The organism is Streptomyces sp. NPDC056580 (assembly GCF_042793175.1).
Lineage (GTDB): Bacteria > Actinomycetota > Actinomycetes > Streptomycetales > Streptomycetaceae > Streptomyces.
The window spans coordinates 16,400-34,502 of the sequence record NZ_JBHTVE010000004.1; the positions used below are offsets into that span (position 1 = coordinate 16,400).

Genomic DNA, 18,103 nt, shown 5'->3' on the forward strand with positions numbered 1-18,103 from the left:
CGGGCTGCACCGGCCTCCGTCCGGGCGGCCCGCGCGGGCGTCAACTCCCGCCGATGACGGGGCCGCCGCGCGGGTGGCTCCCTCCGTGCGGGCGGCAGAGCGCGCGGGCGGTGTCCTCCGTGCGGGCGGCAGGGCGCGGGCGGGCGTGGGCGCCGAGTCCTGGCCGTCGGCGGAGAGCGGCGTCGTCAGTCCCCGCGGCCCGACCAGGCGTCGGGCCGGGGCGCCAGGACAGCCCGGACCACCGGACCGGACGAGGCCATGACGTCGGCGAGGAACCGCCGGCGTCCGATGCCCAGATGGCGCAGGGCCGCGCCGTGGTCTACGGCGACGACGGCGCAGACCACGAACAGCAGCAGCCGCCACCCCGCCAGCACCGGGCGGCGCGCCGCGCGGGGCAGCTCGGCGAGGGAGGCGTGCAGCCGCGCGCAGTGGAACGGCACATGGCGCTCCTCGTCGGCGAGGACGCGGCCCGCAACCTCCGAGGCCAGCGGGTCGCCCGCGCCGTCGCGCAGCACGCGGTAGTAGCGCAGGGCCACCACCTCAGCGATCATCAGCACCAGCAGTTCGAGCCGCAGGCCCATCAGCCGCCGCAGCCGGACGAAGACCGTGTCGCTCCAGTGGCCGCTCAGCACCGGCATCCCGCCGGCGGCCAGCAGGCGGGCGAGCATCCTGGCGTGGTTCTGCTCCTCGGCGACGAACAGCCGGACCGCCCGCGCGTAGTCGGGGTCGCCCGCCTGGTCCGCCTTGGCCACGAGGTTGGCGCCGTCGCCGTCCTCCCCGACCTGGAAGCGCTGGACGCCGGCCCACACCGCCGGAGGCAGCACCGCGCCCCCGCCCCAGTCGGGATCGCCCAGGGCGATCCGGCGCTCCCGTTCGTCCTCGAAGTCCCGCACCCACTTGGCGAACTCGTCCACCGGCACCCGGATCTCCCTCCCAGGGCACGAGCGTTGTGCCCTGGACAGCAACGACGCCCGGGGACGGCGAAACGTTGCGTCGCCGCCCCCAGGCGTGGGCCCGGGCCCCGTCAGCTCACCGTGCAGCTCCGGTCGCCCAGCTTGAACGACCCTGGCCCGGTGTTGTTCCCCGCCCAGCTTCCGGTGAAGCCGAAGCTCACCGAGGAGCCCGCCGCGACCGTGCCGTTCCAGCCCACGTTCTTCGCGGTCACCGCGGCGCCCGACTGGGTCCAGTCGGCGTTCCAGAGCCGGCCGATCCGCTGGCCGTCCGCGAAGGACCAGGTCAGCGACCAGCCGCTCCAGGACGAGGAGCCGGTGTTGGCCAGTGTGACGTCCGCCTGGAAGCCGCCCGGCCACTGGTTGGTGACGCGGTAGGCGACCGTGCAGGCGCCGGCGGGCGGGGGAGTCGTCCCGCCGTCGCCGCCTCCGCCGCCTCCGCCGCCGTCCCCGCCCGCGGGGTCGGAGACGTCGCCGTAGATCACGCCCCTGCCGTTGGTGGAGACGTACACGCGGCCGTACACCCTCGGGTCACCGGTGATCGCCGCACCCGTCCAGCCCCACTGATGGGCGTCGTCGTTGATCCGGGTCCAGCTCGCGCCTTCGTCGGTGGAGCGGAAGATACCGCGCACGCCGCCGATCCGCGCGCTGGTGTAGAGCGTCTGGTACGACGCCCCGGCCGCCGCCTTGCCGAAGCCGATGGTGTCGGCCTGGTCGACGCCGGCCAGCCTGGCGAAGGACGCGCCACCGTCGGTGGAGTGCCACAGCCCGTACGCCCCGTCGCTCGCCCCGCCCGCCAGCCACACATCTCCTCCGGTGCCGGGCAGCGCCTTGAACCGCACGCTGTCACCGCCGGGCAGCCCGGTCGCGGCGGAGGCGGTGAAGGTGGCGCCGCCGTCCCTGCTCACGTAGAACCTGCCGGACTTGAAGCCGTAGAACGTCCTCGGGTCGGCCCGGTCGGACTCCACGACCGCGCCGGCCGGGATGCCGCTCGACGCCGACCAGGAAGACCCGAATCCCGTCGTGTACTGCACGCCGGCGCCGCCCGGGCTCCACACGAACCGGCTGCCGTCGGCGGCCGCCGCCACCGTTCCGCCGCCGCTCACGCCCGCGGGGTCGGTGCCGGCGAACCAGTTGGCGCCGTTGTCGGTGGAGAAGGCGATGTGCGGACCGGAGTCCAGGTCGCCGACGCGCACCACCGTGTCCGGGTTCGTCTCGGCGAAGTCCAGGCTGGTGGTCGTGGTGAAGGTGGGGGAGGTGTACATCATCGACGGCACCCTGGTCAGGTCCGTGTGCCGGAAGCCGCCGATGTCGCCGAGCGCGCTGAAGAGCCGGGCGCCGCCGGAGGGCGGTGCGGCCAGGTCGTTGACCGCCGTCTCCTCCAGGCCCCGCACCATCGGCTTCACCGTGAACCGGCCGCCGCTGTCCCAGTCGGTCAGGTTCTCGGTGCCGTAGAGGGTGGCGCCGGTGCCGTACATCATCCGGGACGAGTCGAACGGGTCGATCTCCAGGCTCTCGGTCATCCAGCCCAGCTTCGGCGTCTGCTCGGGCGGGGAGGGGTTCGCGCCGAAGGTCAGCCAGGGGGAGGAGGAGACGTCGATCGTGTAGCGGTTCGACCGCTCGGGGTAGGAGGTGTAGTCCCAGGCCCTGGTCCAGGTCGCGCCGCTGTCCGTGGAGCGGAAGATCTGGGTGTCGGGCCACCAGGAGCTGTACGCGGTCGCCATGACCGTGCCGGGGTGCTGCCGGTCGACGGTCAGCCCGCCGAAGCCGTAGTAGGTGTCGGCCTGCGCCACCGGGCTGATGTTCGTCCAGGTCCCGGTCGCGGTGGCGTACCGCCACAGCTCGCCCTTGCCGCCGTCGTACGGACCGCCCTTGTCGCTGTAGGCGACGTACAGGAACCCGTTCCCGGCGTCCAGGACGCCTTTGTGCGGCAGGTAGCCCGTCGGCTGCCCGGCCACCCGCTGCCAGGTCGCGCCCGCGTCCGTCGACCGGTAGACGGCGTTGTCCTTGTCGGCGACCCCGACGTAGATCGTCTTCGTGGCGCTGCCGGACGCGCCTGCCGACTCGTCGAACGTCACCCAGGCGATGCCCTGGTTGTCACTGGCGTAGCCGCTCGTATCGCCCGGGTCCTGCCGGTAGTTGCCGGGGTTGGGGAAGCTCGTAACCCGCGACCAGGTGGCCCCCGAGTCCGTCGACCGCCACAGGCCCTTGCCGCTGGGCGCGCCGAGGTAGAGCACGCTGTCCTTGTTCGGGTCGACGGCCAGCCGCTCGCCCATGCCCCGTCCGGGCATGTTGCCGCCCAGTTTGAACGGCAGGTCCGCCTTCAGCCAGCTCGCCCCCCGGTCCGAGGAGCGCAGCACGGCCCCGTCGCCGGGGTCCCAGTCGTTGGTGTAGGTGCCGACGGCCGCGTAGACCTTGTCCGGGTTCACGGCGTCCGAGGCCAGGCTGAACACGCCCGTGTGCCCCCAGTCGTTCCAGCCGACCGAGTCCAGCAGCGGGGTCCAGGTCTTCGTCGACTGCTGCCAGCGGTAGGCGCCGCCGATGTCGGTGCGGGCGTAGACCAGGTTCTTCTCGGACCGGTTGAACACGATCCCGGGGACGAAACCGCCGCCGTCGATCCGGGCGTTGCTCCAGGTGTAGCTGTCCGCGGCGAGCGCCGGCCCCGGGGTGGCGGCGGCCAGTGCGGGCGGGGTGCCGGCCAGCAGGCCTGCGGCCAGCGCCAGCGCGGCGGTGAGGATGCGGGTTCTGCGCACGGTGGGGGTCCTCTCGCGCGGAGGGGGTTGCAGGACCTGGGTTCATGACGGCCGGGCGGCCCCCTGTGGGATGGGGACCGCCCGGCCCGGTGACCCCGTCGCCCTGTGACGGGGTCGTGCACGCGGAGCGTCAGCGGGGACTTATTCGAGCAGCTCCGCGTACGAGCCCATGGCCAGGGCGATGTCCGCCTCGGCCCAGAAACGGTGGTACGTGAAGACGGGCGCGGCGCCGCCCTTGAGGTAGGCCTCGATCTTCGACCAGGCCGGGTCGTTCTTGTAGAAGGAACGGATCGAGGAGAACGTCGAGGACGAGTTGATCGCGTCGCCGTTGGGCATCTTGCCGCTCCAGCCGTTCGGCACGTACACGCTGTCGCCGAACCGGCTGTAGTCGCTGCGGGTCTCCGGGACGGCGATGCCGAGGCTGTCCTGGTAGTTGCCCCACATGCCGTCCAGCAGCGCCTTCGCCGTCGTCTTCGCCGCCGTGTCACCGGACTTGGCGGCGTAGTACGTGAGCGTCTTGGCGTACGCGGCCGCCACACCGACGTCGTCGGTGTAGTCGGCGACCGTGACGTGCAGTCCGCTGTTGGCGCCGGGGCTCGACGCGTTCCAGGTGTCGGGCTGGCCGGTCCACTGGAGGGTGGAGGGGATCCGGTAGGTGCCGTCCGGGTTGACCGTGGTCTTGGACAGCGCCCACTTGACCCACTTGTCGAGGACCGCCTTGGCCGTCGCGTTGCCGGTCTGCTGGTAGTACTCGGCGACCCGCTCCATCGACCACGCCTGGAAACCGAACCACTGGTTGGACGGCGGGTCGTGGTAGACCGGCTGCCAGTCGTAGTACATCCCGTAGAACGTCGGCGTGCCCGCCGGCGGGGTGGCGTACCGGCCCTGCCAGGAGTTGGTCGCGCCGCCCGCGATCGCACCCTCGGACGACTGCAGCCACTGGTAGAACTCCAGCTGCCGGGTCAGGGACTTGCCCCAGTCGGCCGCGCCCGTCGCCGACTTCGGCTTCAGGTCGGCGTAGTTGCTCAGCGCGTACGCGGCGAGCGGGTTCTGGTAGCCGCCGTGCACATGGCTGGAGCCGATGCGCCAGGCCCAGCCCGCGCTGGTGTCGGCGGCGCCGCCCCAGGCGTAGTACCAGGACAGCAGGTAGTGCGAGGCGTCCTTGCCGGTGCCGGCCGCGCAGGCGGACGGACCGACGCAGTTGCCGATCTTCTTGAAGTACTTGTCGTACATCGCGTACCGCAGGTAGTCGCCCATCTTCGCGGCCTTGGCCACGGTCGCGGAGACGTCACCGCCCTTGCCCTGCGCCTTCGCCCACACGTCCGCCCAGTAGGCGGCCTGCACCGCGCGCGCGTCCGCGTCCGGGGCGTCCGTGTACTTCCACTGCCTGGCGTAGGAGGAGTCGCCGGTGAACAGGTCCAGATAGCCGTTCGCGCCACCGTACTTGAAGGCGTCACAGGTCGGCTGCGGGACCGTCTCCCAGACGGACTCCTGCGGGCCGCGCTGGAAGGTGTTGATGTACGACGGTCCGGTGGCCGTCGGGCCGGCCTCGCACTTGCCGGGCTCGTCACCGTAGCCGTAGACGTTGTCCACGTCCTGGATCCAGTGCATGCCGTAGACGTCGTCCGTGCCGTAGGCGCTCTTCAGCTCACCGGCGATCGGGTCCGGACCCACCGGGACGCCGGTGTCCAGCTTCGCCGGGTACTCGTTCGGGGTGTCCTGCTCGGGCGCGTACGTGGCCGGCTTCGAGGCGTTGTAGGAGGAGTTCGTCGGCTGGTCGGCGTGCGTGGGGATCATGTACTTCTCCATGATCTCCCAGGCGCCGTTGAACTTGGACCAGTCGCCGGTCACCTTCCCGTACATGGCCTGCAGCCAGAGGAGGTAGCTGTACGCCTCGGACGTGGTCTCGTGGCCGTAGTCGGGTGCCTCGACGATCAGCGTCTCCACCGAGTGGTACGGGATGCCCTCGGGGGAGAAGTAGCCGTTCGCGGGGTTGGTGATCTTCCCGTAGAGGTCCAGGAACCGGGCGTCGTACGCCTTCGACGCGGCCAGCTCCGTCACCGTGACGGCCGCCTTGGTGTAGCCGGTCGCCGAGGCGGTGAAGGTGGCACTGCCGGTGCCCGTGGCGTCGGCGGTGACGGTGACCTTCTGCGCCGTGCTCCAGTTGGACGGCGTGAAGGTGAGCGAGGAGCCGCCGGTGACCGACAGACCCGTGTTGCCGGCCGTGCGGGCGACGCCCACCGTGACGTTGGCGCTCGGCTGGGTGGAGAGCTTCACGTCGAAGGTGCCGGTCTTGCCCTGCTGGACGCCGAGCTGGGTGGGCGAGGCGACGACCGCCGGGCCCGAGGCGACCGTGATGCCGGCCGGCGTGGACTCGGCGGACGCGCCGAGGCTGTCGTACGCCTTCGCCACCAGGGAATGACTGCCCACGGTCAAACCAGAGGCCGAGAGCGAGAACGGCGCGCTGGTGTCCGTGCCCAGCAGCGTGGTGTCGTCGTAGAACTCCACCTTGGTCACCGTCGCGCCGTCGGCCGCCGCGGCGGTCGCGGCGAGCGGCACCGCGTCCCCTTGCGCGTAGACCGCGCCCGCGGCGGGGCTGGTCAGCACGGTGACCGGCGGCTGGTGCGCGCCGGCGCAGGTCGTGCCGTTGACCGCGAAGGAGGCGGGCGCCGTGTTGGTACCGCTGTACGTGAACTGGGCGCCCGTGGAGACCGCGGCGCCGGCGGCGATGGTGCCGTTGTACGAGGCGTTCTTCACGGTGACCGTCTGACCGGACTGGGACCAGCTGCCGTTCCAGCCGTTGCTCAGCTTCTGGTTGCCCGTGTAGCCGTACGTCAGGGTCCAGCCGTCGATCGCGGCCGTGCCGCGGTTGGTGATGGTGAGGTCGGCCGTGAAACCGGACCCCCAGTCGTTGGTCTTGTAGTCGACGCTGCACTGGACGCCCGCCGCGTGTGCGGCGGTGGCGCCGGTGGCGAGCGTCGTCAGGGGCAGGGCGAGCGCCGCTAGGGCGGCGGTCCACCACCGGCGGGCGGCTCTGCGTCTGCGTCCGGGATCCATGGTGCTGGTTCCTCCTTGCGGCTTGCGGCTCGAGGGGGGATGTCAAGGCTTGAACCAGTGGGAGCGCTCCCATAGTGCGGACGGCCCCGTGAGCGGTCAAGGTGCTTGAAGAGTCGAAATCATTCGACAGGCCTCTCCCGGAAAAATTCCTCAACTCCCCTGTGCAATCACGTCACTTGCCGCTAACTTCCTTCGCACCAGTGGGAGCGGTTCCATTCAGACGACGCGCCGGTCACGGCGCGCCAAGCTGCAAGGAGTCGCTCATGCGACACCCCCCGCGTTCAGTGCTTTTAGCCGTCGCCGGGGCGACCACGCTGCTCGGCGGCGCGCTCGTCCCGGTGGTCACGGCCGAGGGAGCCACTCCCGCGTGCACGGTGGAGTACGCCGTCACCAGCCAGTGGGACAACGGCTTCCAGAGCTCCGTGAGGATCACCAATAACCAGGCCGCGATGAGCAGTTGGAAGCTCACCTTCGACTTCGCGGCCGGCCAGAAGGTCACCCAGGGCTGGAACGCGAAGTGGTCCCAGTCCGGCTCCACGGTGACCGCGTCCAACGAGAGCTGGAACGGCGGCCTCGGCTCCGGAGCGAGCGTCGGCGCCGGGTTCCTGGCCTCCTGGTCCGGCGGCAACGCCGTACCGGCCGCGTTCAAGCTCAACGGCACCACCTGCAACGTGGACTCCGGACCGACCACGCCCCCGCCGACCGACCCGCCCCCGAGCGATCCACCGCCGTCCGGCGGCACCGCGCCCGCCCTGCACGTCTCGGGCGGCAAGCTGGTGGACGCGGCCGGCCGGACCCGCAGACTGCTCGGCGTGAACCGCTCCGGCGGCGAGTTCATGTGCGTGCAGGGCTACGGCATCTGGGACGGCCCGGTGGACGACGCGGCGATCAAGGCGATCGCCGACTGGAAGGCCAACGCCGTCCGCATCCCTCTCAACGAGGAGTGCTGGCTGGGACTCCCCGACGTCAAGCCCGAGTACGGCGGCACGAACTACATCAACGCCGTCAAGGACCTGGTGGCCCGCGTCGAGGCGCACGGCATGACGCCGATCGTCGAGATGCACTGGTCCTACGGCCAGTACACCGGCAACTCGGCCGGCTGCTCCGACGTGCACGCCACCTGCCAGAAGCCGATGCCCGACATGCGTTACGCCCCGTCCTTCTGGGCATCCGTCGCCAGCACCTTCAAGGACGACAAGGCGGCCGTTCTCGACCTGTTCAACGAGCCGTACCCGGACCGGGCGACCACCGGCGCCACGGACGCCTGGAAGTGCTGGCGGGACGGCGGCACCTGCCCCGGTATCTCCTACGAGGTGGCCGGAATGCAGGACCTGGTGGACAGCGTCCGCGGCGCCGGCGCGAAGAACGTCATCATGGCCGGCGGGCTGGCCTACTCCAACGACCTCAGCCAGTGGCTGACGTACAGGCCGAACGACCCGGCGGGCAATCTCGCCGCCGCGTACCACGTGTACAACTTCAACACCTGCTCCAGCGAGAGCTGCTGGAACTCCACCCTCGCCCCGGTCGCGGCCCAGGTGCCGCTGATCGCCGGTGAGGTCGGGGAGAACACCTGCTCGCACGGGTTCACCGACCAGGTCATGAAGTGGTTCGACGACCGGAACCTGTCCTACCTCGGCTGGACCTGGAACACCTGGGACTGCTCCTCGGGCCCGTCCCTGATCTCCAGCTACGACGGCACACCCACCGCGTACGGCGCCGGCCTGCGCGACCACCTGCGCGCCCTCAACCCGTAGATCCCGACGGACGACAGAAGGAAACCCGCACTCATGAGTCCTACCAGAACCTCACTGCTCGCCGCCCTGGTGCTGGTCGCCGGTGCCTCCGGTACGGCGATGGTCGCCGGACCGGCCGGTGCCGCGGCGACCGCCGTTCCCTGCACCGTCGCGTACCAGATACAGAACCAGTGGGACACCGGCTTCACCGCCAACGTCACCGTCACCAACAACGGCGCCGCCAAGTCGGCCTGGTCGGTGAAGTGGTCCTACGCCGGCAACCAGAAGGTCACCAACGCCTGGAACGCGAAGGTCACCCAGAGCGGCACCGCCGTCACCGCCGCCAACGAGAGCTACAACGGCGCGCTGGCCAACGGCGGTTCCGTCAGCTTCGGCTTCCAGGGCGCCTACAGCGGCACCAACGCCGTTCCCGCCACCTTCACCCTCGACGGCGTCACCTGCAACGTCGACGGCGGCGGCACGGGTGGCGGCACGGGCGGCGGAACCGGCGGTGACACCGGCGGCGGCACGGGCGGCGGAACCGGCGGTGACACCGGCGGCGGCACCGGTGGCGGAACCGGCGGTGACACGGGCGGCGGCACCGGCGGCCGCGTCGACAACCCCTACACCGGGGCCAAGGTGTACGTGAACCCCGAGTGGTCGGCCCTCGCCGCCGCCGAACCGGGCGGCAGCCGCATCTCCAACCAGCCCACCGCAGTCTGGCTGGACCGGATCGCCGCCATCAACGGGGTGAACGGCGGCATGGGCCTGCGCGCCCACCTGGACGCGGCCCTGAAGCAGAAGGGCTCCGGCGACCTCGTCGTCCAGCTGGTCATCTACGACCTGCCGGGGCGTGACTGTTCCGCCCTCGCCTCCAACGGCGAACTCGGGCCGAACGACCTCGACAAGTACAAGAGCCAGTACATCGACCCGATCGCCTCCATCCTGTCCGACTCGAAGTACGCCGGCCTGCGGATCGCCACGGTCATCGAGCCCGACTCGCTGCCCAACCTGGTCACCAACGCGGGGGGCACCGCGGGCAGCACCGACGCCTGCGCGACCATGAAGGCCAACGGCAACTACGAGAAGGGCGTCAGCTACGCCCTCGACAAGCTGGGCGCCATCGCGAACGTCTACAACTACATCGACGCCGGCCACCACGCCTGGCTCGGCTGGGACTCCAACCTCGGCCCCACCGTCCAGGAGTTCTACAAGGTCGCCACCAGCAACGGCGCCAGTGTGAACGACGTGACCGGGTTCATCGTCAACACCGCCAACTACAGCGCCACCAAGGAGCCGTACTTCAAGGTCACCGACTCGGTGAACGGCCAGACCGTGCGCCAGTCGAAGTGGGTGGACTGGAACCAGTACGTCGACGAGCAGTCGTTCGCGCAGGGGCTGCGGGACAAGCTGGTCGCGTCCGGCTTCAACTCCGGCCTCGGCATGCTGATCGACACCTCCCGCAACGGCTGGGGCGGCACCGCCCGGCCCACCAAGTCCGGCCCGCTGACCTCCGTGGACGACTACGTCAACGGCAGCCGGATCGACCGGCGCATCCACGCCGGCAACTGGTGCAACCAGAGCGGGGCGGGACTCGGCGAGCGGCCCACCGCGGCGCCGGCCGCCGGCATCGACGCCTACGTCTGGGTCAAGCCGCCGGGGGAGTCCGACGGTGCCAGCTCCGCCGTCAGCAACGACGAGGGCAAGGGCTTCGACCGCATGTGCGACCCGACGTATGGCGGCAACGCCCGCAACGGCAACAGCCCCTCCGGCGCCCTGCCGAACGCGCCGCTGGCCGGGCACTGGTTCTCCGCCCAGTTCCAGCAGCTGATGCAGAACGCCTACCCGCCGCTCTCCTGACCGGCTGAACGACCGCCGGGGCACGGCCCGCACCGGCCGCGCCCCGGCGGATCCGTTTTTGCGGCCCCGGCAACAGAACTGGCTCCGGCCCCACCCCCCGGCGCAGTCTGTCCGATCAGGACACCGGCGCCCAGGAGGCCGAAGCCATGGCACACGAACACCACAGCCACCACCGCCCGCACCAGGGCCACCACCACGACGACGACGTCGACTGGGGTGCGCTGGCCGCGATGCTTGAGGCGGAGGCCGAGGTGTCCACGCCCGCGTACACCCAGGCGCTGGCCTGGCTGAGCGAGGACGTGAGCGAACCCGGCCTGGTCGTCGACGCGGGCAGCGGGCCCGGGGTGATCTCCGGCCTGCTCGCGCAGACGTTCCCCGGGGCCCGGGTGGTCGCCGTCGACAGCTCCGGGCCGCTGCTCGAGCGCGCCCGGGACCGCGCCGCCCGCCTCGGTCACGCCGACCGGTTCGGCACCCTGGCCGGTGAGCTTCCCGGCGTGCTGCGGGAACTCGGCCGGCCGGCCGGCCTGCTGTGGGCGAGCCGCAGCCTGCACCACCTCGGCGACCAGCGGGCCGCGCTCGCCGAGTTCGCCGAACGGCTCGCGCCCGGCGGCACCCTGGCCATCCTGGAGGGGGGACTGGCCGCACGCTACCTGCCCCGCGACATCGGCTTCGGCCGCCCCGGGCTGCAGGCGCGCATCGACGCGGTGCAGCACGACCGGTTCACGGCGATGCGTGCCGAGCTGCCGGGCGCCGTCGCCGAGACGGAGGACTGGCCCGCCCTGCTGGCCGCCGCCGGCCTGAAGCACACCGGCACCCGCAGCTTCCTGCTGGACCTGCCCGCCCCGGTCCCGGACCGGGTCCGCGCCCATGTCGCCGACGTCCTCACCCGGACCCGGGACATCCACGCCGACGCCCTCGAAGCGGACGACCGCGCCACCCTCGACCGCCTCCTCGACCCGGCCGACGAGCGCGGCGTCCACCACCGCCCGGACCTGTTCGTGCTGGCGGCCCACACCGTGCACCGGGCGGTCCGGCCGGTCTAGCGCCGCCGGGCGCCGGGTGCGGCACGGCGCCACCGGCGGCCACGCCCCGGAGGCGGGGCTTGACCTGGAGAGCGCTCCAAGTGATGGACTCCGGCGCGTTCACCGACATCCGAGGGGGAAGACCATGAACGACTCTCCGGTCGCGCTCATCACCGGCGGAGGCAGCGGGATAGGCGCCGCGGTGGCCCGGCGCCTGCTGGACGCCGGGTACCGGGTCACCGTCACCGGGCGCGGCGAGCGGCGGCTGCGGGACTTCGCCGGCGCCCTGGGAGACCCAGCCGGCCTGCTGACGACCGCCGGTGACGCGGCCTCCTACGACGACGTGCGCGGCGCGGTCGACCGCACGCTGGCGGAGTTCGGCCGGCTGGACACGGTCGTCTCCAACGCCGGTTTCGCCACCCACGACTCCGTCGCCGACGGAGACCCGGCCGGCTGGCCCGAGATGGTCCTCACCAACGTCCTCGGCCCCGCCCTGCTCATCCGCGCCTCCGTCGAGGCGCTGAAGGAGACCGGTGGCCGGATCGTCCTCGTCGGCAGCGTGGCCGGTCTCGTGCCCACACCCGGCAACCTCTACGGCGCCACGAAGTGGGCGGTCACCGGGCTCGCCGAGAACACCCGGCGCCAGGTCACGGAATTCGGCATCGGGGTCACGCTGGTCGCACCCGGCCGGGTCGGGACACCTTTCTGGGACAGCTACGGCAGCCTGCCCCCGGGGCGTCTGCTGACCGCGGAGCAGATCGCCGACTCCGTCGTCTGGGCGATCCGGCAGCCGGCCGGGGTCGACGTCAACACCGTCGTCGTACGCCCGCTGGGACAACCCAACTAGGCCCCAAGGTTAGTTGCTCTGCAGGAACTGCCTGGCCAACTGGTCCCCGAGGGTGACGGCCGCGCTGTGGCTCTCGATGGGGGAGACCTTCGAGTTCTTGAACAGGATGTACGTCACGCCGGTGTCGACTCCGCCGGTCGCCGGGTCGGGGTCGATGCCGAGCGCCTTGGCGGTGGCGTACGAGGCCTCGCCGATGATCCCGGTGGGGCCGGTGTCCCCGACGACGGCGTACTCGACCTTGCCGCCGTAGACGACGGCGACCACGCCGCCGCCCTTGATGCCGGCGCCGGAGTAGTTCCAGATGCTGCTGGAACTGGGCACCACGACATAGGGCAGGGACTCGGCCTTCAGGGGCTTGCCGTCGGACTGGTGGAACGCGGTGTCGTCCTGGTACCAGGGGTCGCGGTCCTCGTTGCAGTTGGCGGTGCGCTGGCCGTCGCAGTCGATGTCCATGTCGGCCTTCCAGAACACCGCGCCGTTCTTGCCGCACACGGGGACCGTCGCCGACGTCTCCTCGTCGGTCCGGTACTTGCCGTTCGAGATCTGGGAGCAGGACGTCACCTTGGCGAGCAGGTCGGCCGCGCTGACGGTGCCCTCCTGGACGGAGGCCGGCGGGGCGCCGGGGGTGGTGTCCGCCGGGTCGTCGGGGCCGGGGCCGGGGCCGGAGGCGTGGGCGGGGAGCACTCCGGCGGCGAGCAGGGCGGCTCCGGAGGCCGCGACGAGGGTCAGTGAACGCAGGCGCACTGTGGGGGGACCCTTCTGTTAGGAAAGTTTCCTTACCGGGCGTCTACAAGGTGGCGCATGCGCATGCCCTCGTCAAGCCTCTGTGCGAGAGTCGGCGTTGTGTTCGGCTTTGCGGGGTTATGCCTCCCACGAAAGACTGAACCCAGCGAAGTGAGAGGCCGGATCTCCACGCGGAGGCGACATGCCATGTTCGTACGCACCGTTTACGTGACCGGTGACCCCGCGAAGATCGACACGGCGGTCCGGGCCCTGAACACCGAGGGGCGTGAACTGCTCGAGGAACGTCCCGGCTACCTCGGGGCCGGCGTCTTCACCGACCGCGACCTCGGCAAGCTGCTGGCGGTGAGCTGGTGGGACTCCGCGGAGAGCCGGAGCAACAGCGACACCGTGATGCGCCGGCGCCGGGAGGCGCTGCTCGAGCCGTTCGCGGGCACCCTGGCGGTGGAGAACTTCGAGGCGGCGGTGTACCGCTCGCTGCGGGTGCCGCGCATGGGCGGCGGGCTGCGCGTGTCCCGGGTGGAGTTCGACCCCGCGGACACCGGCCTGTTCACGGACACCTTCCGGTCGACCGTACTGCCGCGGTTCGAGACCCTGCCGGGTCTCGCCCGGGCCGCGCTGCTCATCGACCGGGAGCGCGGCCGGGGCCAGGTCGGCACCCTATTCGTCGACCGCGCTTCGATGGCGGCCTCGCGGGCCGGCCAGGCGGCGGCCCGGCACGAGGGCGTGGCGAAGGCGCGGGTGAGCGTCGTCGGGCTGGAGGAGTTCGAGGTCGTGCACGCGGACGTGAACCTCGGCTAGGCCCGCGGCAGGCGCGGGGAGCCGGCGAAGGCGCGCGGAACCCGGAACCGGCCCGGCCCCCGCCGGGCCCGCGCGCCGGGGGGGGCGCCCCGCCCGCCCCGGCCGCGTGCCGGGGGCGCGCACCCCGCGGGCTCGGGGGGGCCGCGCGGCGGGGGACCACGGGGGGCGGGTGGTTTGCCCGGTCGGCCCCGCGGACGTCCACCGCGCCCCGCCCCGCGGCCGGCGGGGGCCGCGGCCCACGGCGCGCCCACCCCCCACCCGCCCGCCCGCCCGCCGCCCGGGCGGGCGCACGGCCGTGCGCCGTACGGGGGGCTCAGCCCACGTCGAAGGTGGCCGGGTCCGGGCCGAGGCGCCGGTCCTCGTTCAGGGCGCTGATGGCCGCGAGGTCCTCGTCGTCCAGGCTGAAGTCGAACACCTGGATGTTCTCCTTGATCCGCGACGGCGTCACGGACTTCGGGATCACGACGTTGCCGAGCTGGATGTGCCAGCGCAGCACGACCTGTGCCGGAGTCCGCCCGTGCTTGCGCGCGATGGCGACGATCGCCGGCACCTCAAGCAGGCCCTTGCCCTGGCCCAGCGGCGACCAGGCCTCGGTGACGATGCCCTGCTCCGCGTGCACCTCGCGGGCCTGGTGCTGCTGCAGGTGGGGGTGCAGCTCGATCTGGTTGACCGCCGGCACGACCGAGGTCTCCTCGATCAGCCTGCGCAGGTGCTCGGGAAGGAAGTTGGAGACGCCGATCGCCTTCGCCCGGCCGTCGGCGTACAGCTTCTCGAACGCCTTGTAGGTGTCGATGTAGGTCTCCCGGGACGGCAGCGGCCAGTGGATGAGGTACAGGTCCACGTAGTCGAGACCCAGCTTCTCCAGCGACACGTCGAACGCCCGCAGCGTGGAGTCGTACCCCTGGTCGCCGTTCCAGAGCTTGGTGGTGACGAAGACGTCCTCACGGGGCAGGCCGGAGGCGGCGATGGCCTTGCCGGTGCCCTCCTCGTTGCCGTAGATCGCCGCGGTGTCGATGCTGCGGTACCCGGCCTCGAGCGCCGTGGCGACGGCCTGCTCGGCCTCGTCGTCCGGCACCTGCCACACGCCGAAGCCCAGCTGGGGCATCTCGACGCCGTTGTTGAGGATGATCGGGTTGACCTTGCTGCTCACGAGCTCGTGATCCTTCGGTTGTCGACAGGTGGTGCAACCATCGTCAACGATCACGGGCCCCGATGCATTCCTCACGGCACGATCCGCGCCGGGGAATCCCGGCCGGCGCCGCCGGGCCCGCCGCCCCTCAGGCCTGGTACAGGGCCTCGACCTCGCTCGCGTACGCCTTCTCGATCGCCTTGCGCTTCAGCTTCAGCGACGGCGTCAGCAGGCCGTGCTCCTCGGTGAACGGCTGCGCCAGTATGCGGAAGGTGCGGATCGACTCGGCCTGCGAGACCAGGGTGTTGGCGGCCACGACCGCCCGCCGCACCTCGGTCTCCAGGTCCGGGTCGCGCACGAGCTGGGCGGGACTGAGCCGGGGCTTGCCGCGCATCTGCAGCCAGTGCTCGACGGCCTCCTGGTCGAGGGTGACCAGGGCGGCGATGTACGGCCGGTCGTTGCCGACCACGATGCACTGGTTGACCAGCGGATGCTCGCGCACCCGCTCCTCCAGCACGCCCGGGGAGACGCTCTTGCCGCCGGAGGTCACGAGGATCTCCTTCTTGCGGCCGGTGATCGTCAGGTAGCCGTCCTCGTCGAGGGCGCCGAGGTCGCCGGTGGCGAGCCAGCCGTCGTGCAGGGTGCCGTCGGTGGCCTTCTGGTTGTTGAGGTAGCCCTGGAACACGTTGCCGCCGCGCAGCCATACCTCGCCGTCGTCGGCGATGTGCACGGTGACACCGGGGACGGGCTGGCCCACGGTGCCGTAACGGGTGCGCTCGGGCGGGTTGGCGGTGGCGGCCGCCGAGGACTCGGTCAGGCCGTAGCCCTCGTAGATCTGCACCCCGGCGCCGGCGAAGAACAGCCCGAGCCGCCGGTCCATCGCGGAGCCGCCGGACATCGCGTTGCGGATGCGGCCGCCCATGGCCGCGCGCACCTTGGAGTACACGAGCTTGTCGAAGAGCTGGTGCTGCATCCGCAGGCCGGCCGACGGGCCGGGGCCGGTGCCCCACGCCTTGGCCTCGACGGCGTCCGCGTACTTCACGGCGACGTCGACGGCCTTCTCGAAGGGCCCGTCCCGGCCCTCCTTCTCCGCCTTGCGCCGGGCCGCGTTGAACACCTTCTCGAAGATGTACGGCACCGCCAGGATGAACGTGGGACGGAAGGCCTGCAGGTCGGGCAGCAGGGCGGCGGCGTGGAGCTGCGGTTGGTGGCCGAGGCGGACCCCGCCGCGGATCGTGGCGACCTCGACCATCCGTCCGAAGACGTGCGCGAGCGGCAGGAACAGCAGGGTGGAGGCCTCGTCGCCCTTCTTCGAGTGGAACACCGGCTCCCAGCGCCGGATGACGGTGTCCGCCTCGTACATCAGGTTGCCGTGGGACAGTACGCAGCCCTTGGGGCGGCCGGTGGTGCCCGAGGTGTAGATGATCGTCGCGACCGACTCCGGGGTGATGGCCTGCCGGTGCCGGTGCACCACCTCGTCGTCCAGGTAGGCGCCGGCGTCGTACAGCTCCTGCACACAGCCGGAGTCGAGCTGCCACAGCTCCCGCAGGCGCGGCAGCCGGTCGATGACGGTGGCGATGGTCATCGCGTGGTCCTCGTGCTCCACGATCGCCGCCGTGACCTCGGCGTCGTACAGCATCCAGAAACACTGCTCCGCCGAGGACGTCGGGTAGACGGGGACCACCTGGACGCCGATCGTCCACAGGGCGAAGTCGAACAGGGTCCACTCGTAGCGGGTGCGGGACATGATGGCGACCCGGTCGCCGAACCGGATGCCGCGGGCGAGCAGGCCCTTGGCCAGGGCGAGCACCTCGTCGCGGAACTCGGCGGAGGTCACGTCCCGCCACTGCCCGGACTCGTCCTTGCGGCCCAGCGCCGCGTGCAGGGGGTTCTCGAGGGCGTGTTCGAAGACGGCGTCGGCCAGTCCGCCCACCGGCGGCGCCGACGTCAACGGAGGGGTGGTGAACTCGTGCAAACCCGCGCTCCCCGTCCTTGCTCCTCGACTCACGCCCGCGATGCTCCGCTCAGCGCCGTGAAAGCTACCCCACCCGTCAGCCTGGCGGCAGGTGTGCGGAAAGCGAGCAAACCACGCCTTCCTACCGGCCGGCGATCGGAAAATACCCTCACATGGGTAAGGGCCGGACACAATACTGACGAGTCAGTAACTTACGGCGGCGTAATCTCCACCGAATCTGTACGACGCGTCTACGGCCGGCGGGTCCCGTCAGTGCCCGTCGCGCCGGCCGCGGCGCAGCCGGTCGCCGCCCGCGAGGATCGCCGCCGCCAGGGCGTTCGCCGCGGCGTCCGCCGCGCCCCGGCGCCTGCCGTGCGCCAGCACGAAGTCGACCTTGCCCAGTTCCGGCAGGGCCGGGCGCTCCGGCAGCCGGAACAGGCCCGGCGGGATCAGGCGCCTGGAGTGGGCCATGACCCCGAGACCGGCGCGGGCCGCGGCGATCAGGCCGTTGAGGCTGCCGCTGGTGCACACGATCCGCCACTCGCGGCCCCGCGCCTCCAGCGCCTCGAGGGCGCGGGCCCGGGTGATGCCCGGCGGAGGGTAGACGATCAGCGGGACCGGCCGGTCAGGGTCCAGGCGCAGGTGTTCGGAGCCGATCCACACCAGGTCGTCGCGCCACACCAGCTCGCCGCGCGGATCCTCGGCCCGCCGCTTGGCCAGCACCAGGTCCAGCTTGCCGGCCGCGAGCTGCTCGTGCAGCGTGCCGGACAGCTCGACGGTCAGTTCGAGGTCGACCTCGGGGTGGTCGTGCCGGAAGCCCTCCAGGATCTCCGGGAGCCGGGTCAGCACGAAGTCCTCCGAGGCGCCGAAGCGCAGCCGCCCGCGCACCCGGGTGCCGGTGAAGAACGCCGTCGCCTGCTCGTGCACCTCCAGCAGCCGGCGCGCGAAGCCCAGCATTGCCTCGCCGTCCTCGGTCAGCTCCACCGAGTGGGTGTCCCGGGCGAAGAGCTGACGGCCGGTGGCCTCCTCCAGCCGGCGCACGTGCTGGCTGACCGTGGACTGGCGCAGCCCCAGACGCCGGGCCGCCTGCGTGAAGCTCAGCGTCTGCGCCACCGCAAGGAAGGTACGCAGGTGGGTCGGGTCGTACACGCCCACAGACTATCCGGGCTCATCATGTGATGCGATGACAGTCAGAGTGGTATGCCGGATTCCCGATCGGAGTGCCGAGGAGGACGATGGAGGGGGGCCTTCCGGGC

General features: G+C 71.6%; 12 protein-coding genes. 5 read left to right on the forward strand and 7 right to left on the reverse strand.

What is annotated here, in order from left to right:
• Positions 1 to 185: 185 nt before the first annotated feature.
• The 3 genes from ACFQ9Z_RS09045 to ACFQ9Z_RS09055 all read right to left on the reverse strand — a co-directional run bounded on the left by ACFQ9Z_RS09045 (position 186) and on the right by ACFQ9Z_RS09055 (position 6,760).
• On the reverse strand, positions 186 to 920 hold the full coding sequence (locus tag ACFQ9Z_RS09045; RefSeq protein WP_383013184.1) for a ferritin-like domain-containing protein: 735 nt from the start codon (positions 918 to 920) through the stop codon (positions 186 to 188).
• A 104-nt stretch (positions 921 to 1,024) separates the two neighbouring features.
• Positions 1,025 to 3,703: a cellulose binding domain-containing protein gene (locus tag ACFQ9Z_RS09050; RefSeq protein WP_383013187.1), complete on the reverse strand. Its 2,679-nt coding sequence runs from the start codon at positions 3,701 to 3,703 to the stop codon at positions 1,025 to 1,027.
• A 141-nt stretch (positions 3,704 to 3,844) separates the two neighbouring features.
• Positions 3,845 to 6,760 (reverse strand): glycoside hydrolase family 48 protein, encoded by a 2,916-nt coding sequence (locus tag ACFQ9Z_RS09055; protein ID WP_383013190.1) that lies wholly within the window; start codon positions 6,758 to 6,760, stop codon positions 3,845 to 3,847.
• Positions 6,761 to 7,023: 263 nt separating this feature from the next.
• Here ACFQ9Z_RS09055 and ACFQ9Z_RS09060 point away from each other — a divergent pair, with 263 nt between their 5' ends.
• From ACFQ9Z_RS09060 to ACFQ9Z_RS09075, 4 genes are all read left to right on the forward strand, one after another.
• Entirely contained in the window at positions 7,024 to 8,514 is a 1,491-nt protein-coding gene (locus ACFQ9Z_RS09060) for a cellulose binding domain-containing protein (protein ID WP_383013193.1), read from the forward strand.
• Positions 8,515 to 8,547: 33 nt separating this feature from the next.
• Positions 8,548 to 10,353 carry a glycoside hydrolase family 6 protein gene (locus ACFQ9Z_RS09065; RefSeq protein WP_383013196.1) on the forward strand — a complete coding sequence of 602 codons (1,806 nt, stop codon included), beginning with the start codon at positions 8,548 to 8,550 and terminating at the stop codon, positions 10,351 to 10,353.
• 146 nt (positions 10,354 to 10,499) lie between these two features.
• Positions 10,500 to 11,396: a class I SAM-dependent methyltransferase gene (locus tag ACFQ9Z_RS09070; RefSeq protein WP_383013198.1), complete on the forward strand. Its 897-nt coding sequence runs from the start codon at positions 10,500 to 10,502 to the stop codon at positions 11,394 to 11,396.
• Between the two features lie 124 nt (positions 11,397 to 11,520).
• Positions 11,521 to 12,222 carry an SDR family oxidoreductase gene (locus ACFQ9Z_RS09075; protein WP_383013201.1) on the forward strand — a complete coding sequence of 234 codons (702 nt, stop codon included), beginning with the start codon at positions 11,521 to 11,523 and terminating at the stop codon, positions 12,220 to 12,222.
• 9 nt (positions 12,223 to 12,231) lie between these two features.
• On the opposite strand, the gene ACFQ9Z_RS09080 is transcribed toward ACFQ9Z_RS09075, so the two are convergent.
• Positions 12,232 to 12,966, reverse strand: coding sequence for a glycoside hydrolase family 75 protein (locus tag ACFQ9Z_RS09080; protein WP_383013204.1), 735 nt, complete (start codon positions 12,964 to 12,966; stop codon positions 12,232 to 12,234).
• Between the two features lie 186 nt (positions 12,967 to 13,152).
• Between ACFQ9Z_RS09080 and ACFQ9Z_RS09085 the strand changes: the two genes are divergently transcribed.
• Positions 13,153 to 13,764, forward strand: a complete 612-nt coding sequence (locus ACFQ9Z_RS09085; RefSeq protein ID WP_383013207.1) for a hypothetical protein — start codon at positions 13,153 to 13,155, stop codon at positions 13,762 to 13,764.
• A gap of 313 nt (positions 13,765 to 14,077) precedes the next feature.
• On the opposite strand, the gene ACFQ9Z_RS09090 is transcribed toward ACFQ9Z_RS09085, so the two are convergent.
• The 3 genes from ACFQ9Z_RS09090 to ACFQ9Z_RS09100 all read right to left on the reverse strand — a co-directional run bounded on the left by ACFQ9Z_RS09090 (position 14,078) and on the right by ACFQ9Z_RS09100 (position 17,996).
• Entirely contained in the window at positions 14,078 to 14,914 is an 837-nt protein-coding gene (locus tag ACFQ9Z_RS09090; RefSeq protein ID WP_383013210.1) for an aldo/keto reductase, read from the reverse strand.
• Positions 14,915 to 15,041: 127 nt separating this feature from the next.
• A complete protein-coding gene (locus ACFQ9Z_RS09095; RefSeq protein WP_383013213.1) occupies positions 15,042 to 16,868 on the reverse strand; it encodes an AMP-dependent synthetase/ligase in 1,827 nt (608 codons plus the stop codon).
• Between the two features lie 249 nt (positions 16,869 to 17,117).
• Complete coding sequence (locus ACFQ9Z_RS09100; RefSeq protein WP_383013216.1) at positions 17,118 to 17,996, reverse strand: LysR substrate-binding domain-containing protein; 879 nt, start codon at positions 17,994 to 17,996, stop codon at positions 17,118 to 17,120.
• Positions 17,997 to 18,103 lie beyond the last annotated feature (107 nt).